This window comes from Thalassospira sp. TSL5-1, from assembly GCF_001907695.1.
GTDB lineage: Bacteria > Pseudomonadota > Alphaproteobacteria > Rhodospirillales > Thalassospiraceae > Thalassospira.
On sequence record NZ_KV880641.1, the window covers coordinates 31,781 to 53,089 of the forward strand.

Sequence of the window (21,309 nt, forward strand, 5' to 3'; positions counted from 1 at the left end):
GCTGGGCCCAGGAAAAACCCCGGGCCGATTAACGGGCGCGTTCGGAAATCGGTGCGTTGACCGACAGTTCCATATCCCAGGGGAAATAAATCCAGGTATCCTGGGAAACTTCGGTAACGAAGCTGTCCACAACTTCACGGCCCTGCGGTTTGGCATAGACGGTGGCAAAATGCGCCTTGGGCAGCTTTTCGCGCACGGCCTTGGCGGTTTTTCCGGTATCGACCAGATCGTCGATAATCAGCATGTTTTCGCCATCGCCTTCGACATCCTTGAGCCATTCCAGGTCGCCACGGCTTTTGTCAGAATAGCTGCGAACGCACACCGTATCAATCAAACGGATATCAAGTTCGCGCGCAATGATCGCAGCAGGCACAAGCCCGCCCCGCGTAATGGCGACAATACCCTTATACGGGCCTTTTTCCAGCAAGCGCCACGCCAGGGCACGTGCATCACGGTGCATTTGCTCCCAGGAAACCGGAAATCCCTTGTTGTATGCGGCTTCGCTCACAACGTTTCTCCTGCAAAAACCACTGTGTCAGCCCTTGGCGCACATGGCCAGGCAAACACCCAAAAATGACAAGGCGCTTTCCTACGCCTTGTCTGATTGAAACACAAGCCTTCGGAATTGTGGATAGGGCATTTAAAGCGGAATTTTCTCAATCCCCCGTCCGGGAGGCATTTTCAACTCTGGCCGCAGCATCTTCTGCCTCCTGGCGCGAAGGTCGGTGCCCGGTTCGGACAGATTGTGCAAACAGGGCGCGAATATAAACCGGATAGGTCAAACCGGCGAGACCCAGGATCGACAGCCAGTTGGACGGCGCAATGCGTAAAACACTAAATTCCAGCCAAAAAGCCACGGCAAACACAAACGCGACGACCACTAGGGCTTCCACCACCAGAAACACAAAAACCGGCACCCGTTTTTGTTCGACCGTATCAATCGTTTCGCGCGAAAAACTCATCAATCGCCCCGGCAGCTTGCGCCCCCAGTCCCGCAGATCAAGCAGCACCGTGCGATAATACAGCATCGCCCCGTCCGTTAAGGTGCAGATTTTTTCATCTGTCGCGTCCGCACCGCCATTACGAACTGAAGCATCGCCCTCCTGCTCCACATCCGTTTTGCCACCGAAAAAACGCACCAACACAAGAAATACCAGACGGATCAAAAACAGCCCCAGCATCGTCAGTAATTCAAGATTATTGGAATTAAGCGTGCCCAGCGGTTGGATGGTATCGGTCCTGGCGGTACCGGACAAATAGGCCGGGCCAAAATGCAACAGGTTTTCCAGCGCCATTGCATGCACATTCACCCCGGCAATATCGGCTTCAACCGTTGGCGGGTGCACGATGTCCTGCAGGCCCTGCAGGTTAAAACTGTACATAATCACCCGGCCCCCCAGTTGACCGATCCAGCTGTCTTCAGCATCGGGGGTGCCTTTTTGCGCCTGGCCTGCACTTACCGTATCAAACGGACCACAGAAATTGGCATCGCCGCGATGCCCCAGCATCGTTTTGACGACAAAGTCGTAAACCAGTCCCACCAGAAAGGAGAAATCCTTTTCCCGACCGGCAGGGCATTTTGTCGGAAAATGATCGCGGATAACCTCGGTTCCGTCGTCTTTCCTGTAAACGGATTGCAAAACCGGCCAACCGGCATAATCAGGCTGGTGATCTGGCCAAACCAAATTCATCGGCCGTTCCTGCGCATAACCGCGCCACAAATCCAGGTTTCGCTGCTGCCAAACCGCCATGTCCGAAGGGGCAGGAACGTCCCCCGCCAGGGCTTTGTCGCAATTCCAGTTGCGACCGGCAAAAGCCGACGTCTCCAATTCTCCCCGCGCAATAGCCTCGGCACGGCGGGCACACAGATCCAGATAGATCTGCAAGGCAGCAGCCGGGTAATAGTCGGCCTGTCGGGCTGCCTTCACTTCCTTGTCCTGTGATGCCGGATCCGCATCGTCCGCCATACCGGGGCGGTTGGGAAAAAGGGCGTAATTCAGACCGCGAATATCAGCACTGCTGCGGGCATCGCCCCACCCGGCAACCAGTTTGACCTTGCCTCTCAAATCTGCCAGCACTTCGGGAAAGCGATCATCATCATGCCGCCCGGCAGTGATATAAACGGGAATGCCCAGCCTGCGATAGCCATCAACGGTCCGGACAAGCTCGTCAAGCGTGTCGTCCCGCATGGTAAATTGCGGCGGTTTATATTTATCAACCGAGATGGTCACTTCGGTATTGCGCGCATCCTGCAGGGTAAAGTCGATAAAAACCGCCAAGGGCAACGGCGCATTTTTCCGCAGAAAAGACCGCAAAACCATGCCATGAACCATAAAAACCGGCGGCCAGCTTGTATCAAGGTCGTACATCGATTTCTGATCAAACAGAACAATGCCAATATCGTCTTTATGAGGGGCGTCATAAACCGCCGACCCGAACAGCCGGTTAAAAAGCTGATAGCTGTATTCATCTACCGGCTCGGTGAATTCCTCGGGCTGAAAAAAGACAATCAGCCCGGCCAACAGAAAGGTAATCGCCGCCCAGTTCAAATAGGCCAAGCCCGGCCCGGCCTTGCCCCGTTGCCGGAGCGGCCTTTGCTGGGGGGTATCGTCGGACACCATTGTTTGCCCCCGCCCGGACGGGTCATCTATCGACATTGATTTTACCTATCGTTTTGGCGCACGAGGACACGGTGAAGGGGTTGCTCTAAAGGCCCCTTCGCCGGTTTGGTCAACACAGCCTAGTTTTCGATAGAACAAAGCTCGCGCTGCTGCGGGTAACGGGCAACACAGCCGACTTTAAGCTCGTTCACCCGGCCTTTTTCCCCCTCGCGGGTCAGTATCGGTATCAGGAAATGATAGGCCTCGACCGGCCAGTCGTAATGGGCGGCGGCCACTTCCATTCCCTCGATGGCCTGCTTTTTCCGGCCAACCTGTTTTTGCAGTTCCGCCCGTTCCAGGGCCAGTTGGAACGGCAGAATATCGCCTGCCTCGGGCGGGGAGACGAGATCGATATTCTTCAGTGCCAGATCATATTTTCCCTGATAGGCCCGCAATTTGGAAAACGCATAGCGGGTATAGGCATGATCAGAGGTTTCACCACTCACCGCAGAACGGGCAAGGGTTTCAAGTTTGCGGAAATTGACCTTGTAGCCTTTCTCGAATTCCGCTTGCTGTAATTCCGAGACCACACGATGGGCCGCAATATAATGATCCAGCAGGTCGGCATTGCCATCCACGGTACGCATATAAAAGGCATTATTGATGGGACGGCGGCGTTCCATCGGGTATTCGCGTTTCATATAGCCCACCAGGGCCACCATACGGTCCTGTGCATCTTCATGGCGGCTGGCAAGCTGGTCCTGAATTTTGCCAATCGCATTGCGAAACTCGCCGATGAATTTATTCCATAACGGACTGTCGCTATTTGACTGGAACTGGGCGGACAGCTGCTTTTCAAGCTGATTGCGTGTCGACAGATGCAAGCGTTCAAAGCTGTCGTCATATTTGCCGACAATAGCCAGAAAACGAAGAGATTCTGACGGATTATACCCCGCCTTTGTCATCAGATCGAGGCCGAGAAAGTCGGCTTCCTTTTCAGCCGCCCGGTCCCAGACCGGCAACAGAATATCGCGCGAAACAATATCGCTGCCATAAAGCTGAAACGATTTGCGAAGCTGGTCATCACCACCCGCGCGCGACACGGCAAAATCCATTGCCGTCACAAGATAGGGCCGCAAAGACCGCAACAGATTATCCGGCGAATGTTGCAAGGCGACATGGCTGTATTCATGCGCCAGCAAAAACGCCAGCTGGTCTTCGGATTGCAAATACTGGAAGGCGGAAAAATGAATGTAAATCGCCCCTTCGGGCACGGCCATCGCACCTGGCCCGGCATTTGCCAGCAAATAAACGCGCGCCTTGGGGGCCCCGGCAGGCGCCCCCTTAATGATGCGATCCAGAACCGATTGGGCATAAGCCTGTAATTCGGGGAAATCGGCAATACCGACCGAAGATGCCATCACCTTGATGCGGGCCTTTTTCAAGCCCTCGGCGGTGTCGGTTTTGGCAGCAGGCAGCTTGACACGATCGATATATTTGGCATCGTCCGGAATGCTGGACCATAAGGGCAGATTAATACCCGTCTGGTTGGTAACGCACCCTGCCAAAAACAGCATCGCCGCACCAGGCAATGCCCATTTGAATTTTTTCATCATGTCCCTGCCCTATTTCTTGCGACAGGTCGAACGACCGCCTGCACCCCGTCCGGTATTCCCCAGTGCCCGGGTCACATCGGCATCACAAAAAACCTCGATCACGCCGTCATAGGCGGAAATCCAGACTTCGTTGCCATCAACCCAGTAATCACCCGGCTGATTGTCCAAGCGAATATGGTGCATCCGCCCGGCGGAAACTTCAGTACCGATATACTCCACCTCGGCCGGAAATTCGCTACCGGGAATGGATTTGACCATATTGCGATTGCGCCCTGGCGCATCATACAGGTCCACATCCAGCATCGGCATTTGAACTTCGACGGCAGAACGGACGCTTCCCGCAGCATAAGCCGGTACAGAAAGGCAAAAAATGCCCCCGACGAAACAGGCCACAGCCGCCCCAAATTTCATCTTGGCACGCAATACGCGCCCACCCGGCAGAAAACCGGTAACAGATTTATTCATGCAGTCCCCCAAATCCTAAGGCCGCAGTCCCAAATGCGGCCTTCTTCAATTTTTGCATCAATTTTTGACTATTTCATACTATCCGTTCGCAGAGTTCTCCCTAACCATTAGGCGTGGCTATTCCCCGCGTTTTCCGTGCTACCAGCAGGTTCTCAAAATCCTGTTTCAGGGCGGCAAAAGGGGCATCCCAGTTATTGGGCTGTTGCTGGCGATAGATGCGCATGGTGGGGTACCAGGGGCTGTCGGCCCGATCCACCATCCAGCGCCAGTCGGTGGTGAAAAGCTGCAACATCCAGACCGGCAGCCCCAGGGCCCCGGCAAGATGGGCTGGCGCGCTATCGATGGTGACAATCAGGTCCATTTCAGCCATCAGGGCGGCGCTGTCGCCAAAATCACCAATCCGGTCGCCCAGATCGTGAATAAAGGCCGAGGCCCCCAAGCGGGCAATATCGGCGCGGCGATCATCAATCTGGAAACTGAAAAAGGCCGCGCCGGGAAGCCCCATCAATCCCATGAATTTTTCCAGCGGGCAGGAGCGATCCCGCGGGTTCAGTTTGCCCGCCCAAATAATGCCAACCTTTAATACGACATCCCCCGCAATACCGCTCAGCGCCATTTTGCGCGGCGGCGTGATATAGGGGCTGGCAGACGCCTGAAACAGTTCCTGCGCACCGATATTAAGCAGATAAGGCAAACTAAGAAGCGGGGCATGAAGGTCAAATTTTGGCGGTCTGACGCCCTTTTCAATCACCTGGCCCACCCCGGGCACGGTTTGCATAATGCCCAGCATTTCCTTGCGGCATTCCACAATCACATGGGCAGCCCTTTTGGCCACCAGCGGAATGAAACGGGCAAACTGGATCATATCGCCAAAGCCCTGTTCAGCACGCAAAAGCAGGGTTTTGCCCCGCAAATCCGCTTTGCCATCCCATTCCACCGCATCGGGAAGCGGGCGTATGGGGTTATCAGCCAGACGGCGACGGACCTCGTAGGCTTTCCAGCCCGCTTCATAATGGCCTAGTGCCAGATAAGCCAGCGAGCGGTCCCACAGGGCCTCGGTATAATCGGGGTCGATGGCGAGTGCCTTGTCAAAATATTCTATCGCCTCGGCAAAGCGGTTAAGGTCACGATAAACCAGCCCGGCATTAAACAGGTGGGATTTGTCATGATCATCGCGCGCCAGCGATTGCTCATGGGCCTGGCGGGCTTCGTCAAAGCGCATCATTTCGCGCAGGCAATTGCCCATATTGGACCAAAGCCCGGCATTATCGGGCCGCAAGGCAGCAGAGCGACGATAGGCCACCATCGCCGCATCGAACTGTTTGGTGCGGCGCAGGGCCACACCCAGATTGTTCAAAATATCAGGCTGGTCCGGGCGGGTACGCAAAATCGCACCATAGAGGGTAATCGCTTCCTCCAGCCGGCCGGCACGATGCGCGGCCACGGCACGGGCAAACAGATTATCGCCCGCCGCACCGGTACGATGCACCGTCAATTTACGCGGAGGAGGAGACGTTGGGGTTGCCACTGCATCGGGCACCGGGGCTGCGTTCTCGTGATCAGACGATGGCACGGACAATGGCACAGGCGATGGTATCGCGCCATTTTCTCCAGGCGGAGGATTGGCCGCAGATGTCGATGCCGTAGCCTCAATATCTAATGCACCTGATGCACCAGACGAACCAGACGAACCACCAGCCGACTTCACCTGATCCCGCATAAGCTTGCGGGCCTTTGATTTAGATTTCGCCATTCCCCAATTCCCCGTCACACCGGTGCCCCGGCTTCCCCCATCGATTTTCAACCGGGACAAAATACCCGGTCTGGCGCGCAACGCAAACGGGATAACAAGACAAAAAGCACTGTACCGATTCGCCCGCACCAACACACCAGGTCGGTTTTGCCGAATAAGTATCGGTGCAGAGCCTGAATTTCAGGGCAAAATCGCCCCAGAGCCGCCTTTCAAACTATTTTCGGAAAGTTCGTTTTAAACAGTTCAGTTATTTGAGGCCTTCGGATAGCCTTATTCACAAGGGTGAGAGAATATGCAACTGGCGCGCGATCCGAAAGGATGCGACTTGCCTGTTCGCAGGCCGGTTTGACGACTGGCAAACACAAAAGCCCCGACAACAGGGGCAACAAAAAAAGGGACCCCGGAAGGCAGGTCTGAACCGGAAAAAAACAACCGGCATGATCTGATACCGGCCGGGAGGAAACAAAAACAGATAAGGCTTAATGGACCGGGAGACATCTATGGCCGCAAAGGGAAAGTCCGGCGCATCTGTCGGACGTAAAGTGATTGTGGTGCTTGTCGCATTGCTGGTAGTGGGATTTGCCGCAATGATGAGCATCCAGGCGGTATCGCAGCGCGATGCCATGATCGATTTGATGTATCGTGAATCCGTCAAAAAAACCGAAATGCTGTCCACTGCCGTTCAGGCGGGCTTCATTGCGATGGATGCCAATTCGATTGAAAAGGAATTTCGCAAGCTGTCAGACAGCGCAGACAGTGAATTGGCCAGCTTGCAAACCAACATGCCGGATGGCACCAATATTGCCCAGTTCCAAGCCGAAAACATGCAGACCTATGACCTGAAGGCTCTGATCGAACCGCACCTGCCCAAATTGGAAAATAAGGAAGTTGTCAGCTTTGTCACTGATGGCGCGGTAATTGTGGCCGCCCCAATTACCAAATATTCCAAACGCAAGGACGAAGACGTTTATCGCGGCATGCTGTTGACCGCCTGGAGCCTGGAAAATGTCCGGGCATCGGTAACAAAAGCGGTGGTCATGCAGTTGGCCCTCGCGGCAATCATTCTGATTGTTTTACTTGGGGCGACATGGTTTGTTCTGCGCGGTCAGATCCTGATCCCCTTGCGTAAAATAAATGCGGTCATGACCGAACTGGCACATGGCAACCTGCAAATTGACATTCCCGGCCTGCAACGCCGCGATGAAATTGGCGAAATGGCCGGATCGGTCGAAGTATTCAAGAAAAATGCCATCCGTGTCAGCCAGTTGGACCGCGAACGCGAAAATGAACGCCAGCGCGCCGAACAGCAACGCCAGGAGGCAATGCACAGCCTGGCCGGGCGGTTTGAACATACGGTTCTGGGTGTGGTCGACGGCGTTTCGGGGGCATCCAACGAAATGCAGCAGGTGGCACAAAGCATGGTGGCAGCCGTCCACCAGAACGAAGCCGGGTCACAAGCCGTGGTCGCCGCCGTAGACCAGGCCAACCGCAGTGTTGAAACCGTGGCCAATGCTGCCGAGGAACTGGCACGTTCTATCCAGGAAATCAGCACGCGGGTAAATGACACCTCCAACATTACCGAACGTGCTGCAACCGAAGCCAACCGTGCCAACGAAATGGTGCAGGGCCTTGATGTTTCGGCACAAAAGGTGGGTGAAGTGGTGCAAATCATTCAGGCCATTGCCGAACAAACCAACCTTTTGGCCCTGAATGCCACCATCGAAGCCGCCCGTGCGGGCGATGCCGGCAAGGGTTTTGCCGTGGTTGCCAACGAGGTTAAAAACCTTGCCAACCAGACAGCCCGCGCGACCGAGGATATTTCCGCCCAGATTTCGGGCATCCAAGGCTCGACACAGGATACTGTTAGCGCCATTGACGGCATCACCCGCATTATCCATGACCTAAATGAAATTTCGGCCGAGGTTGCCGCTGCCGTGCAACAACAGGGCAGTGCGACCAACGAAATTTCCAACTCCGTCCAGCAGGCCGTGAGCAGCACCCAGGAAGTCACCGCCCATATCCGGGAAATGCAGGATGCCGCCAGCCAGACCGGGCAGGCCGCGCGGCAGGTTCTGGATGCGTCGGAAAAACTGGGCTCGCAATCGGGCACGTTGCGCAGCGAGGTCAGCAATTTCCTGCGCGATGTACGCGAAAGCTGACCGTTACCCGCAAAACAGCCGGTAACAAACACAATTAAAGGCACCCTGGATAAAACGGGGTGCCTTTAAACATTCAGCATACGATTGGCAAAATACAAGGCAACCGCCCCAAAAGCGTTAGCGCAAGGGCGGATGCGTTGCAGCGGCATCGTTGATGCGCATCATCAAGGTTTCATCAAGTTCGACATAGCCCAGCTTTCGATAAACCGGCTGCATGTCCCGGGTGGCAAGCAACCAGCGGCGCACACGTTGCATATCCGGGTGCTCATGCAGGGCGGCAACCAGTTTCAGGGCAATGCCGCGACGGCGATAATGCTCATCAACAAAAACATCCGCGACATACCCCACAGCGATGTTGTCGGTAACAACGCGGGCAAAACCAACCTGTCGTCCGTCGCAAAAGGCACTGGCGCACAGCGACTTTTGCACCGCATTTTCAAATTCACCGCGTGAACGGTTCATGGCCCAGTAAGCCTTGCCGATAAAGCCGTAGCAGTAATCAATATCGACACGATCCCGGTCGCAGGTGATTTCGATCTGAGAAGCATTTTCCATAAAGCTGTCCTGTACCTGTTTTTAGACGGCACATAAAACCCACTTTACGCACACGCCCTATTTCAAAACCAGCGCCACCGCAAGACCAATAACTGCCGCCCATAACAGCAGGCCATTTAGGGGTACGCCCCCCCCCTTGCCACGGCGGCGCATGGACGCCACCGTATCAGGATGCAGTTTCAGGCCCTGTTCGGTTAACACTCCCGATGCGCGTTCTGCCGCCTCAATCACACGGGGAAGACGGCGCAACATGCTGCCCGCCTGGCGGGTGGCCTCGGCTATTTTGGCTTCGGGGCCCAAATTATCGCGCATCCATTCTTCGATTAACGGGCGCGACAGGTTCCACATATTTTCATTGGGATTAAGAATACGCGACAACCCTTCGGCCACAATCATGGTTTTTTGCAGCATCAAAAGCTGGGGCTGAGTTTCCATGCCAAAGGTTTCCGTAACCTGAAACAACTGGCCCAGCAAACGCCCAACCGAAATATCGGCCAGTTCCTTGCCCAAAATCGGCTCGCCAATCGACCGGCACACCTGCTGGAAATTTTCAAGCGACTGATGGCGCGGCACATAACCGGCCTCAAAATGGATTTCGGCCACCCGGCGATAATCACGGGTCAAAAAGCCCAGCAGCATTTCGGCCAGATAAAGCCGTGTTTGCCGGTCCACCCGGCCCATAATGCCGAAATCAACCACGCTGACACGGCCGCTATCATCGACAAAAAGGTTGCCCGGGTGCATATCGGCATGAAAAAAACCGTCGCGGAAAACCTGCTGGAAAAAAGCAGCCGCCGCCTTTGCCAGCAATTCGGTGCGATTGATGCCCATATTATCGAGCGCCTCGACATTGTCGATACGCACACCACGCACCCGTTCCATTGTCAGAACATGCTGGGCAGTCCGTTCCCAATCAATTTCCGGGATATAATAGGTCGGATCATCCTGGAAGTTTTCGCGAAATTCTGATGCGGCTGCCGCCTCGAAGCGAAAATCCATTTCCATTTTAACGCTGTCTTCCAGCGTTTTGATGGTTTCAACCGGTTTTAGGCGGCGCAAACGCGGTTGCGTCCATTCAACAATTTCCGCAACCCAGTAAAACAGGTCCAGATCCCGGCCAAAACGCCTTTCGATATCGGGGCGCAGCACCTTAACCGCAACCTCGCGACCATCAGGTGTTGTGGCGAAATGCACCTGCGCAATCGAGGCGGCGGCCACCGGTTTTTCGTCAAATTCGGCAAACAGATCGGCAAAGGGTGCCTCAAGTTGCCGGGAAATCAGACGTTTGGCAATGTCAGCTGAAAAAGGCGGCAACCGGTCCTGAAGCGAGGAAAGGTCCGTTGCGACATCCTCGCCAATCAGATCAGCACGGGTGGCAAGGGTTTGCCCCAGCTTGATAAAGGCCGGGCCCAGTTCCTCGAGCGCACGGGCCAGCCTTTTGCCCGGTGGCAGGCTGGAGCCCCCCGAAAACGGGGCCGTTAACCGGGCCAGGGCCGCCAGAAATTTACCGCCCGGCACCAGATCAAGCGGAAATAGGGCATCATGCCGCGCCAAAGTTCGCGCCATGCCGATCAGGCGGAAACTGTTACGAACAAAGCGAATCATTTGACCAAAACCTCAGATTCGCCAGCCGGAATGAATGGCGGCAATTCCGCCGGACAAATTACGATAGCGCACCCGGCCAAAGCCCGCTTCGCGGATCATGCTGGCAAAAGTTTCCTGGTCAGGAAACTGGCGAATACTTTCGGCCAGATACTGGTAAGCTTCACGGTTGCCCGCAACAAACCGGCCAATTTCAGGCAGCAGCTTGAACGAATAGAGATCATAAATTTTATCAAAGCCCGGCACGACAACCTTGGAAAATTCAAGGCACAGGAACCGCCCGCCCGGTTTGAGCACCCGGTAGGCTTCGTTCAAGGCTTCCTGAATGCGGGTAACATTGCGAATGCCAAAGGCAATGGTATAGGCATCCATCGACTGATCGGGCAGCGGCAATTTCTGCGCATCGCCCACCATCCAGTCGATATTTTTAAGCAGGCCATGATTGGCCGCACGGTCCCGACCCACATGCAACATTTCATAATTGATGTCACACACCGTAACGGCACCACCGCCATTTTTCAGGAACCGAAAGGCAATATCGCCCGTGCCACCGGCCACATCGATCAGGTGCATGTCGGGGCGCGGTTTGAGTTCATTGATAAAACTGTCTTTCCACAAGCGATGGATGCCACCGCTCATCAGATCGTTCATCACATCATATTTGGACGCGACCGTGTCAAACACCTCGCGCACCATGGATGCCTTTTGGTTTTCCGGCACATCGCGGAAACCAAAGTGGGTTGTTTTTTCGCCGGTTTCGCCCGCGGCTGGGCCTTGATGCTTGCTCATGGCGGGAAAATAGCGCAGCAACCGCCCGCCCGCCAGTGTAAAGCAGCAGTTTTTAGAAATATCCTGTTGAAGGGCGGATGTTTCTGCTAAGGAAAAATAACGTTACCTTGCTACATAAAATCATCACAAACAGGATCTGCCATGAGCTGTATGGTCAAAATATGCGGAATCAATAGCGAAGACGCTGTTATTGCAGCCATGAGTGCCGGGGCGGATGCCCTGGGTTATGTATTTTTCCCACCCAGCCCCCGGCACATTTCCCTAAAAGGTGCCGCCACCCTGACCGAACGTGTGCCCGACAGTATTTTGAAAGTTGGCCTGTTTGTCGATGCGGGCAATGAAGCCATCGCCAATGCGGTAAAGGCCGGCCACTTGGACGTGATCCAGCTTCATGGCAGCGAAACACCAGACCGTGTCAAAGAAGTGCAGGATGTTTTGGGCCTGCGCGTGATGAAGGCAATTTCCGTTAGCACCGCAGAAGACCTGGACCGCGCGGCTGAAACCTATGACGGCGTGGCCGACTTCCTGCTGTTTGATGCCAAACCGCCCAAAGACAGCACCCTGCCCGGCGGCAATGCCGTTAGCTTTGACTGGACGCTTCTGGCCGGGCGCGACTGGCAAAGCAACTGGATGCTGGCAGGCGGCCTTGATCCCAATAATGTGGCCGAAGCGGTTGAAATTTCCAAGGCGCCGTGGGTCGATGTTTCATCCGGGGTGGAACGCACCCGCGGCGTGAAGGATGCGCGCAAGATCAATGCCTTCATCCGGGCAGCCAAAGGATATTGATGGCCAAAGCAGATAAAACCGCCCCTTGACCTGCAGATGTCCGGGGGCGGTTTTTTGTTGATATCATCCCGCGATGATTGCGATCATTAATAAATTATTGTTTTCTCAAGTAACCACTTCCATCCTGACATCCTGATCGCATTTTTGATGCGGCATCAATGCCATAGACGGAGCCTTGCTGCATGAATGCGCCTTTGCGCCAACGTTGTTCAGATATTTTGCGCGCCAAAGTGCGCAATGAACCAGTAACGATGGTGGTGCATGTGGCGTTGTCGCTGCTGATTGTGATCAATGTGGCATCGGTAATGCTGGATACAGTCGAACCCTTTGCCCGCAACCATGTCGACTGGTTTTGGGGCATTGAAATTATCTGCACCACAGCCTTTACCGTTGAATATCTGCTCAGGATCTGGAGCGCGCCGGAGGACGACCGTTTTACCGGGCGGTTCGGGCGCCTGCGCTATATCGCAAGCCCGATGGCCCTGGTTGATCTGATCTCGATTTTACCGGTTTTTCTGCTGTTGCTGACCAGCATCGATTTGCGTTTCATCCGAATTATGCGGCTGCTGCGCCTGTTGAAATTTACCCGCTATTCCCACGGGATGGACCTGCTGACAACGGTTCTGCGCCAGCAACTAGGCATGTTGGGAGCCGCCGGTACCGGGCTGGCCTGCTTTCTTATTTTCAGTTCCGGGGCGATGTATTTGCTTGAACATCAGGTGCAGCCCGAAACATTCGGTAATTTGCCCAAAGCCCTGTACTGGTCGATCATTACCCTATCGACCGTGGGCTATGGCGATGTCGTGCCCGTTACGGTGGGGGGCAAAGTACTGGCTGCCCTCATCGCCCTTAGCGGTATTGGCATGGTTGCCGTGCCGGCCGGTATTTTGGCATCGGCCTTTAGCAGCGAATTGCGCCGCCGCGAGGAAACCTATCGCCAGACCGCCACCCAGCATATGCAGGGCGGGCTGCATCTAACCGATGCCATGCGCGCCCGCCTGCAAGACCACCAGGAAGAACTGGGCCTGACCGATGAACAGGCGGAAATGATTATTAATGATGTGCGCGAAGTCCATCGTGGGCATATCGTGGATGACACGCTGTTTTGCCCGCATTGCCGCAAGCCACTGCGCATCGAGGTCTCGGACCGTTCACGCAACCGTTAAACGGCTTTTTGCAATAACGGGTTCAAAAGCCTTGACGTTATAAAAAAGCCCGCGCATAGTTTGCCCATGAAAACACAGGACATGACCCCAAACCGCATTGCAAATCGTTGGTGGTGGCGCGCTTAAAGCGGGCGGCCAACCCATGTCTTGATCATTTTACCGGCCGCCTGATTTTGCAGGCGGTTTTTTGTTTTCAGTCATCTTCCATGTCTTTCTGAAAAACGATCTCCGTCTGTGGCAGTGCCCCACAACAGGAGACGACCCGTGACCACCCCGACCCAGCCCACCCGCCTGTCGCAACCATCGCATCAGGATGATGAAGTCCCCCGCGATTATCACTATGTCACCAATGGCGGCATCCAGGTTTCGCGCCGACAGACCGAGATTGTTTATGAAAACGCCACCGCCGGGCTGATTGACAGCCTGGATGCGGCAAAGGGTGTTTTGCTGTCTTCGTCCTATGAATTTCCCGGGCGTTATTCACGGTGGGATATGGGGTTTGCCCAACCACCGCTGGAACTGACCGGGCGGGACCGTGGTTTTGCGATTCATGCGCTAAATGAACGCGGTCAGGTATTGCTGCCCGCCATTGCCCCGATTTTGGAAAATCACCCCCATATAGAAGGGCTGACCCTGGGCGATGAGGGTATTTTTGGCACCGTTGGTCAACCCGCCAAATGGTTTGCCGAGGAAGAACGCAGCCAGCAACCCAGCCTGTTTTCGGTGGTGCGTATTTTGCGCGACCTGTTTGCCCATGCGGGCGACGAACGGTTGGGGCTATATGGCAGCTTTGGCTATGACCTGGCCCTGCAATTTGAACAGATCGCCCTAAAACAGGACCGTCCCAGCGACCATAAGGACCTGCATCTTTACCTGCCCGACAGCATTATCACCGTGGATCATGCCGCCCGCCGTGCCGTGCGCCTGGATTATGACTTCACCATTTCCAGCGGCGAAAGCACCCAAAGCACGCAGGGCCTAGCCCGCAAAGGTGCCGCCCATCCGCCGTCGCGCGGGGCCAACCATGTTGCCCAAAACGATATGGCCGAGGGCGAATATGCCGCCATTGTCGATGATGCCAAACCGCGCTTTTCCCGGGGCGAGCTGTTTGAAGTGGTACCATCACGGGTATTTTGCACCGCCTGCACCACGCCCCCGTCGGAAATTTTCCGCCGCCTGAAACGGCGCAACCCCGCCCCTTATGGCTTTTTGATCAATCTGGGCCATGGGGAACATTTAATTGGCGCATCACCGGAAATGTATGTGCGCGTCACCGGCAAACGGGTGGAAACCTGCCCGATTTCCGGCACGATAGCGCGTGGCCGCGATGCGATTGAGGATGCGGAAAATATCCGTACCCTTCTCAATTCGGCCAAGGAAGAATCCGAACTGACGATGTGCACCGATGTGGACCGCAACGACAAGGCCCGGGTGTGTAACCCCGGTTCGATCCGCATTATTGGCCGCCGCCAGATTGAAATGTATTCCCGCCTGATCCACACCGTGGACCATGTGGAAGGCAGGCTTCGCGAAGGGTTTGATGCGTTAGATGCGTTTTTGACACATTGCTGGGCCGTCACCGTGACCGGTGCCCCCAAACGTGCGGCCATGACCCATATTGAAAATGTCGAACGCAGCCCGCGCGCCTGGTATGGCGGGGCAATTGGCGCTGTATTATGCAATGGCGACCTTAATACCGGCCTGACCCTGCGTACCGTGCGCCTTAAACAGGGCATTGCCGAAGTCCGCGCCGGGGCAACTTTGCTTTATGATTCAGAATCCGCCGCCGAAGAAGCCGAAACCGTGCTGAAGGCATCGGCGATGATTGACGCCATCACCCGACCCGATAGCGAACAAAATACCGATGACCCCACCCGGTCCGGGATTGGCAAGCGGGTCTTGCTGGTCGATCATGAAGATAGTTTTGTACAAAACCTTGCCAGCTATATCCGTGCGACCGGGGCTGAAACCCTGACCATGCGACCCGGCTTCCCCGATGAAGTGTTTGATGATTTCCAACCCGACCTGGTGTTTTTATCACCCGGTCCGGGCCGACCGGATGATTACGGCCTGCGCGGCAATATTGAACGGGCCCTGGCACATGGCCTGCCTGTCTTTGGCGTGTGCCTTGGCCTGCAAGGGATTGTTGAATTTTTTGGCGGGTCGCTGGGGCAGTTGGATACGCCGATGCACGGCAAACCCTCCAAGGTGCATTTGCAAACCAGTGACCCGCTTTTTGCCGGATTACCGGAAAATGTCGTTGTTGGCCGCTATCATTCACTGTTTGCCGACCCGGAAACCCTGCCCTCCGACCTGATCGTCACCGCCAAAAGCAGCGATGGTGTGATTATGGGCATTCGTCACAAATCATTGCCCATCAGCGCGGTGCAGTTCCACCCCGAAAGCCTGCTAACACTGCAGGGCGAAGCCGGAATGCACATGATTGCCAACCTGTTGCGCCATCCAATGGGCCGTCCTGGTGGCAAAGAAACGAATGAAACCGGTGACACCGATGAAGCAGACAAAGCCGCGTAACACAGACATGTGCCGCTTAGCATTCTGCTAAGCGGCATCACACAGTAGCCTCCCCCACCACCGGTCCCCCCTGAGACCCCGGTGGTTCACTCCAACGACCATGCGGCACTTTGCATGGTCGTTTTTTTATCCCGTTTATCCTTTTTTCGGCTCAGTCCTCGTCATCGCCAAGGGTGCCATCCACCACGCTGTAATCGGGCGGCGGGGTGCGGCGGAAGGCATCAGGATTGCCTTTCTTTTTATCGCGAATGGTGCGGAAAAGCTGGCGACCATGAAACGGCACGGGTTTTTCCTCCGTCGGGCCACCAGCGCGCACCGGGCGCGGGGCAAAACGGCCAAGGGTGATCAGGCGGTCATACATCACGATATTGGCGGCAATGGCGACATTGATGCAAAATTTCATCGGGATTTTCAGGATGAACTCGCAATGTTCCTGGGTTTCAGGCGACAGATCCCCCCGTTCCGGTCCAAAAACATAGGCTGCCCGCGCCGGATGTTTGAAACTGGGCAGTTCGATGGCGTCAGGCGTCAGTTCCACCCCCACCAGGGTGCAGCCCGTTGGCAGCATCATATTGTCCAGGTTGGGAAAGTGGTAATAGGGCATCTGCTCGGACGCCTTGGAAGTATCGGTTGCGTGTGCTTCTTCTGTTTGAAAATCCGCATCGACGGTAAAGGCAAAGCTGGCACCGAAGGCATGGGCCGATCGAAACAGCGTACCAACATTCAAGGGCTTGCTGGCACCCTCAATCCCGATCCCGAAATAACCGCGCATCATAGTCCTCCGTGCTGCACGCCTGTGCGCTTTCACACACTCCAAAATAAAAAATTGCCCCCCGGCTATAGCCCGAAGCCGCCGGTGTATCAAGCAACTCCCCCGCCAAATACGCCGCTTTGGGCGATAGATACGGTGTTTTCTGCAACATGAAGGAAGTGTGCAAACGGATTAGAGGCGAAAGGCGGCATGATGAATCCTGGGTGAATGGATCCTGATCGTCTCAAAACGCGATTTCCGACCTCGATCACGATTAAGGTCGCCCTTCACCGGTATTTTCTGCAAAATCAGGCGATTATTTCCCGCCGGAAGCCGAGGCCGTCCATGCTGTTTATTCCTCTTCCGTTTGTTGTTTCGCTTCTGCTGATCATTCTGTTTGTCGCCGTGATCAAGCGTGACTCCGAAACGGCAGCCAATATTCCCTTCCTTGCCCTGATTTTACTCAGTGCGCTGCAATCGGTTTTTTCAGGTTTACACTGGGGATATGACGTTAAGGCGGTCATGTATATCACCCCGGTGACAGCGGCGTTCATGCCCCCGCTGACCTATCTTGGGGTTTCGCAACTGGTGGGTAAAAACACGCCAAAGCAGTTTTTCCGGCTGAGTTTTCACCTCCTACCCGCCATCATTGTGCTTTTGTGTATGGCCACACGCCGCGCGGCAATTGATATTGTGCTGATCCTGATATTCATCGGGTATGCAGCCGCTATTTTGCGGCTCATGCGGCACGGCACGGATGCCCTGCGCCTGGCCCCGTTCGAGGGGGCGACATCCACCTATCATGCCATTCTGTTCGCGGCCTTTGCCCTGGCCCTGTCTGCCACGCTTGATACCCTGATTTTCCTGGATTTTTTATGGAAAGATGGCGCGCTTGCCGTTCAGGTCATTACCTTTGGCAATCTTGGCACCCTGATCATTTTGTCCATTGCCGCCGGTGTTGCCAGCCGCAGTCATGTACCCGCCGAAATGCCGGAAACCCCGCCACAACCAAAACAAACCGAAGAACTGGCCGAAGACAAAGAAACAATCCTTGCCGTCCAGGCGATGATGAAAGACCGGCATGTTTATCGTGATCCCGACCTTAACCTGGATCGCCTGTCCCGAAAAATGACACTGCCATCACGCCAGATCTCGGCTGCCATCAACCGCGCGACGGGCAAAAACGTGTCACAATATGTCAACGAATACCGCATTGCCGAGGCCTGTACCTTACTTGCGGAATCCGCTACCCCTGTTACCGAAATCATGTTTGATGTCGGTTTTCAAACCAAGTCGAACTTCAACAGGGAATTTCGCCGGGTGACGGACATGTCGCCGCTGGAATGGCGTAAAAAACATGGCGCAAATGGCGGCATGCACTAAAAAAGCCCACCCTATCCAGACAATTTTGACCTGAATCGCGATTAAGGACGACCTAAAAGCTGTTTCAGGTCTCGCATTTTGCCCCATCCTGCATGCTGTCGGCATCACCACAATCATTGCCTGAAATTGCAAGGTTGCCGACATGCACACAATAACCGATCACAACGACAAAATTGCCGCAACACTGACATCCCTGTCGTTTGAACCAGCGGCCAATGACCCACCACCCCCGAAAAAGCACAGATCAAAGGGGGCGCATGCCATCGCCATTATGACGATGATCGGGATCATCGCAGCCTTCCTGACAGCCGCGATAATGGCCCCAAATGATGACGCGCCCCTTCTTGTGCGTATGAAGGGCCTGTTTTCCGAAATAACCGATGTGTCGGAACCCGGAGCCAATGCGCGGCTTAACGCCACATCCACACAAACCACTCTGCCCTTAACCGAAACCTTCCCCACACCGTCAAATGCACCGGCCCCAAGAGAAATTACCGGTTCCGGGTTTGTGGTAACGCCCCGTTTCACCGCCGTATTTTCCAAATATGAAGGCCGCATCACCAATATTGCCGTTGTACCCGGCGACAGGGTGGCACAAGGGCAAATACTGGTCACACTGGAAGATGCCAATGCCGATTTTGCCCTGGAACAGGCCCTGGCCGACAAGAATGCCGCCAGTCTTTCGCTTGCGGCAGCGATGATTGATTTAAAACAGGCCCGCACGACCCTTGACCGCATTGAAATTCTGGCAAAGCGCGATGCGGTATCCAAACAGCGGCTGGATGAAACACGCACAATGGCAAGAAGTGCAGCCAACAACGTAGAGCAGGCGCGACAAAAGATTGAGAGCACCGACCTTGCCATTCGCATCGCCAAAGAACGCCTGGCAGAACTTGTCATTCGTGCGCCTTTTGCCGGGACTGTCACACACTTAAACGCCCATACTGGCGACACGGTACTGGCCCGCGCCGATAGTGTTCGTGACAGCCAAAGCCTGCTGACCCTTGCTGATACACAGCACATGATGATCGACGCCGACGTGGCCGAAACAAATATTGCCAGCCTTCATCCGGGATTACGCGGCGAAGCCGTTCTGGATGGTTTTCCCAATTATCCTTTCCCCGTTGAAGTCACCCGGTTGTCCCCTGTCGTGTCGCTTGAAAAGGGCACAATCACGCTGCGTCTTTCCCTGATTGATCCGCCAAAAGGCATGCGGCCCAACATGGCGGCACGCATCCGCCTTTTGCTTCCCCATCAAGCCAAGCTGCATGAAAGCAGCCTGCAAACAGGTGACGTAACACAATGACACAGAACAGCTATATCGCACTTGATGGCATACAAAAAAGCTATCGTATCGGCGGGGAAACCATCCCGATTTTCACCAATCTTGACCTTTCCATATCCGAAGGGGAATTTGTTGCCATCATGGGGCCGTCCGGTTCCGGTAAATCAACCCTTCTGAACCTTCTTGCCGGTATCGATACCCCGGATGCGGGCATATTGCGCATCCATCATCAGCGTATTGATCGCATGGGCGAAGCCGCACGCAGCGCGTGGCGTGCCCACAATATGGGCATTGTCTTTCAGTTCTATAATCTGTTGCCGATGTTAAATGCGGCGGAAAATGTGGCCCTGCCCCTACTGTTAAAACCCCTATCGGCAGCAGAACGCCAGCTTCGCGTCACCAAAGTACTGAATCTTGTCGGGCTTCGGGGGCGGGAAAAGCAATATCCATCCGTGATGTCAGGCGGGCAGCAACAGCGTGTCGGCATTGCGCGCGCCATTGTATCGGACCCATCCCTGTTGCTGTGCGATGAACCCACCGGTGATCTTGACCGGAAATCCGCCGACGAGGTTCTGGAAATACTCGCCTTTCTGAACCGGGAAATGGGCAAAACCATCATCATGGTCACACATGATCCCCAGGCCGCCCATGCAGCCAGCCGGTTATTGCACCTTGACAAGGGCCAGTTCATTGACACGGAAAGGGCAGCATCATGACCTTTTTAATGTTGGTGCGCAAAAATGCCTGGCGGAAACCGTTTCGCAGCATCCTGTTAACGGTCTGTGTCGCCATCGCCTTTTTGATCTATGGCCTGACAACAAGTTTCGTCGAAGGATCACAGGGAACAAGTGGGGCTAGCGACGATATTTTAGGCGTTATGAATGCGGGAGGACGCCCCCTGACCCTGCCAATGGCCTATCTTGCCCGCATCACGGCCGAACCCGGTGTTGCGGCCGTGTCGCCGGTGGCCCGCCTGCGGGGTTTTGTCAATACGCAAAGAAATATCATGGCGCTTAGTGCCGTTGACCCCGAACAAATTCTTGCCGTAAATGGCAAGGAACTGGGACTGACGCCACCATTGATCGCCGCCCTCAACCAGGATCGTGACGGTATTCTGGTTGGACGTGCCCTGGCATCCAGCCAGAACTGGTCAGTGGGCGACACAATTACCCTGACAACCTTTCAAACCACCCGGTCAGATGGCGGGCACAATTGGCGGTTTGCCATCAAGGGTATTTTCAACGGCGAAAGTACCAGTACCGATACCTATTTTGCCATTGGCCGGTACGATTATGTCAATGCCACCCGTGCGCAGGGACAGGGCAGGGACCAGGTCGATACATTTGCGGTTCGGCCCGGTTCGTCCGTTTCACCTGCCGAACTTGCCAGCCGAATTGACCATCTTTTTGTCAATTCGGCGGCCCCCACCCGCACACAGTCGGAACGGCAGTTTCTAAGTGCCTTCTTGCGCCAATATGCCGACATCACCCTGATCGTCGATCTGGTAATTGGTGCGGCCTTTGTCACGCTTTTGCTGATCGTCATCAACACCATGATTTTTGCCGTGCGCGAACGAACATTCGAGATCGCCATTCTCAAGACACTCGGCTTTTCCAATCGCAAAATACTGGTTTTGGTTCTGTCGGAAACGCTGTTTGTGTTTGTCATTGGCGGCCTGACCGGCCTTGCCCTGGCCAAACTGGCGACGGTCTTTGCCATGCCCGCACTGGGGCTGAGCTTTTCACCCCTTCTCGCCCTCAAGGCCAGTCTTCTGATCCTTGCGCTTGGTATGGCAACCGGCCTTTTGCCCGCGTTCAATGCCATGCGCACACCCGTCATCAAAGCTTTCAGAACAAGGTAAGTT

17 protein-coding genes are annotated in these 21,309 nt (G+C 55.0%); 8 read left to right on the top strand and 9 right to left on the bottom strand.

Annotation, left to right across the window (positions count from 1 at the left end):
- Window positions 1–28: 28 nt before the first annotated feature.
- From gpt to LF95_RS20110, 5 genes are all read right to left on the bottom strand, one after another.
- On the bottom strand, window positions 29–508 hold the full coding sequence (gpt, locus tag LF95_RS20090; protein WP_073956989.1) for a xanthine phosphoribosyltransferase: 480 nt from the start codon (window positions 506–508) through the stop codon (window positions 29–31).
- Window positions 509–656: 148 nt separating this feature from the next.
- A complete protein-coding gene (locus LF95_RS20095; RefSeq protein ID WP_083607841.1) occupies window positions 657–2,657 on the bottom strand; it encodes a CHASE2 domain-containing protein in 2,001 nt (666 codons plus the stop codon).
- An 83-nt stretch (window positions 2,658–2,740) separates the two neighbouring features.
- On the bottom strand, window positions 2,741–4,216 hold the full coding sequence (locus LF95_RS20100) for a M48 family metallopeptidase (protein WP_073956991.1): 1,476 nt from the start codon (window positions 4,214–4,216) through the stop codon (window positions 2,741–2,743).
- Between the two features lie 9 nt (window positions 4,217–4,225).
- Entirely contained in the window at window positions 4,226–4,681 is a 456-nt protein-coding gene (locus LF95_RS20105; protein WP_073956992.1) for a hypothetical protein, read from the bottom strand.
- A 100-nt stretch (window positions 4,682–4,781) separates the two neighbouring features.
- Entirely contained in the window at window positions 4,782–6,434 is a 1,653-nt protein-coding gene (locus LF95_RS20110; protein ID WP_252509846.1) for a tetratricopeptide repeat protein, read from the bottom strand.
- A 500-nt stretch (window positions 6,435–6,934) separates the two neighbouring features.
- Here LF95_RS20110 and LF95_RS20115 point away from each other — a divergent pair, with 500 nt between their 5' ends.
- On the top strand, window positions 6,935–8,593 hold the full coding sequence (locus LF95_RS20115; protein WP_073956994.1) for a methyl-accepting chemotaxis protein: 1,659 nt from the start codon (window positions 6,935–6,937) through the stop codon (window positions 8,591–8,593).
- Window positions 8,594–8,710: 117 nt separating this feature from the next.
- On the opposite strand, the gene LF95_RS20120 is transcribed toward LF95_RS20115, so the two are convergent.
- The 3 genes from LF95_RS20120 to ubiE are packed head-to-tail and all read right to left on the bottom strand — an operon-like array spanning window position 8,711 to window position 11,539.
- Window positions 8,711–9,148, bottom strand: a complete 438-nt coding sequence (locus LF95_RS20120) for a GNAT family N-acetyltransferase (protein WP_073956995.1) — start codon at window positions 9,146–9,148, stop codon at window positions 8,711–8,713.
- A 57-nt stretch (window positions 9,149–9,205) separates the two neighbouring features.
- Window positions 9,206–10,753, bottom strand: coding sequence for a 2-polyprenylphenol 6-hydroxylase (ubiB, locus tag LF95_RS20125; protein WP_073956996.1), 1,548 nt, complete (start codon window positions 10,751–10,753; stop codon window positions 9,206–9,208).
- A 12-nt stretch (window positions 10,754–10,765) separates the two neighbouring features.
- Window positions 10,766–11,539, bottom strand: a complete 774-nt coding sequence (gene ubiE / locus LF95_RS20130) for a bifunctional demethylmenaquinone methyltransferase/2-methoxy-6-polyprenyl-1,4-benzoquinol methylase UbiE (RefSeq protein ID WP_073957123.1) — start codon at window positions 11,537–11,539, stop codon at window positions 10,766–10,768.
- A 141-nt stretch (window positions 11,540–11,680) separates the two neighbouring features.
- On the opposite strand from ubiE, the gene LF95_RS20135 reads away from it, so the two are divergent.
- From LF95_RS20135 to LF95_RS20145, 3 genes are all read left to right on the top strand, one after another.
- Complete coding sequence (locus LF95_RS20135; RefSeq protein WP_073956997.1) at window positions 11,681–12,325, top strand: phosphoribosylanthranilate isomerase; 645 nt, start codon at window positions 11,681–11,683, stop codon at window positions 12,323–12,325.
- A 182-nt stretch (window positions 12,326–12,507) separates the two neighbouring features.
- Complete coding sequence (locus LF95_RS20140) at window positions 12,508–13,491, top strand: ion transporter (protein WP_073956998.1); 984 nt, start codon at window positions 12,508–12,510, stop codon at window positions 13,489–13,491.
- Between the two features lie 264 nt (window positions 13,492–13,755).
- Window positions 13,756–16,026: an anthranilate synthase component I gene (locus LF95_RS20145; RefSeq protein WP_073956999.1), complete on the top strand. Its 2,271-nt coding sequence runs from the start codon at window positions 13,756–13,758 to the stop codon at window positions 16,024–16,026.
- A gap of 151 nt (window positions 16,027–16,177) precedes the next feature.
- Here the strand turns inward: LF95_RS20145 and LF95_RS20150 are convergent, their stop codons facing one another.
- Complete coding sequence (locus LF95_RS20150; protein WP_073957124.1) at window positions 16,178–16,798, bottom strand: RNA methyltransferase; 621 nt, start codon at window positions 16,796–16,798, stop codon at window positions 16,178–16,180.
- 324 nt (window positions 16,799–17,122) lie between these two features.
- Here LF95_RS20150 and LF95_RS23570 point away from each other — a divergent pair, with 324 nt between their 5' ends.
- The 4 genes from LF95_RS23570 to LF95_RS20170 all read left to right on the top strand — a co-directional run bounded on the left by LF95_RS23570 (window position 17,123) and on the right by LF95_RS20170 (window position 21,306).
- The gene (locus LF95_RS23570) at window positions 17,123–18,160 is read left to right on the top strand and encodes a helix-turn-helix domain-containing protein (protein ID WP_073957125.1); all 1,038 of its coding nucleotides are present in this window, start codon (window positions 17,123–17,125) and stop codon (window positions 18,158–18,160) included.
- A 142-nt stretch (window positions 18,161–18,302) separates the two neighbouring features.
- Window positions 18,303–19,466, top strand: coding sequence for an efflux RND transporter periplasmic adaptor subunit (locus LF95_RS20160; RefSeq protein WP_083607842.1), 1,164 nt, complete (start codon window positions 18,303–18,305; stop codon window positions 19,464–19,466).
- Window positions 19,463–20,161 (top strand): ABC transporter ATP-binding protein, encoded by a 699-nt coding sequence (locus LF95_RS20165; protein WP_073957000.1) that lies wholly within the window; start codon window positions 19,463–19,465, stop codon window positions 20,159–20,161. Before LF95_RS20160 ends, LF95_RS20165 begins: the two co-directional genes overlap by 4 nt.
- A complete protein-coding gene (locus LF95_RS20170; RefSeq protein WP_073957001.1) occupies window positions 20,158–21,306 on the top strand; it encodes an ABC transporter permease in 1,149 nt (382 codons plus the stop codon). The genes LF95_RS20165 and LF95_RS20170 overlap by 4 nt, the downstream gene beginning before the upstream one ends.
- The last annotated feature ends 3 nt before the right edge of the window (window positions 21,307–21,309 follow it).

What these genes read in the sequence shown, in the direction of transcription:
- LF95_RS20110 (WP_252509846.1), bottom strand. Translation starts at nt 6,434, where the DNA reads ATGGCGAAATCTAAATCAAAGGCCCGCAAGCTTATGCGGGATCAGGTG.
- ubiE (WP_073957123.1), bottom strand. Translation starts at nt 11,539, where the DNA reads ATGAGCAAGCATCAAGGCCCAGCCGCGGGCGAAACCGGCGAAAAAACA.
- ubiB (WP_073956996.1), bottom strand. Translation starts at nt 10,753, where the DNA reads ATGATTCGCTTTGTTCGTAACAGTTTCCGCCTGATCGGCATGGCGCGA.
- LF95_RS20160 (WP_083607842.1), top strand. Translation starts at nt 18,303, where the DNA reads ATGCACACAATAACCGATCACAACGACAAAATTGCCGCAACACTGACA.
- LF95_RS23570 (WP_073957125.1), top strand. Translation starts at nt 17,123, where the DNA reads ATGCTGTTTATTCCTCTTCCGTTTGTTGTTTCGCTTCTGCTGATCATT.
- LF95_RS20100 (WP_073956991.1), bottom strand. Translation starts at nt 4,216, where the DNA reads ATGATGAAAAAATTCAAATGGGCATTGCCTGGTGCGGCGATGCTGTTT.
- LF95_RS20115 (WP_073956994.1), top strand. Translation starts at nt 6,935, where the DNA reads ATGGCCGCAAAGGGAAAGTCCGGCGCATCTGTCGGACGTAAAGTGATT.
- LF95_RS20120 (WP_073956995.1), bottom strand. Translation starts at nt 9,148, where the DNA reads ATGGAAAATGCTTCTCAGATCGAAATCACCTGCGACCGGGATCGTGTC.
- LF95_RS20140 (WP_073956998.1), top strand. Translation starts at nt 12,508, where the DNA reads ATGAATGCGCCTTTGCGCCAACGTTGTTCAGATATTTTGCGCGCCAAA.
- LF95_RS20095 (WP_083607841.1), bottom strand. Translation starts at nt 2,657, where the DNA reads ATGTCGATAGATGACCCGTCCGGGCGGGGGCAAACAATGGTGTCCGAC.
- LF95_RS20105 (WP_073956992.1), bottom strand. Translation starts at nt 4,681, where the DNA reads ATGAATAAATCTGTTACCGGTTTTCTGCCGGGTGGGCGCGTATTGCGT.
- LF95_RS20135 (WP_073956997.1), top strand. Translation starts at nt 11,681, where the DNA reads ATGAGCTGTATGGTCAAAATATGCGGAATCAATAGCGAAGACGCTGTT.
- LF95_RS20150 (WP_073957124.1), bottom strand. Translation starts at nt 16,798, where the DNA reads ATGCGCGGTTATTTCGGGATCGGGATTGAGGGTGCCAGCAAGCCCTTG.
- LF95_RS20170 (WP_073957001.1), top strand. Translation starts at nt 20,158, where the DNA reads ATGACCTTTTTAATGTTGGTGCGCAAAAATGCCTGGCGGAAACCGTTT.
- LF95_RS20165 (WP_073957000.1), top strand. Translation starts at nt 19,463, where the DNA reads ATGACACAGAACAGCTATATCGCACTTGATGGCATACAAAAAAGCTAT.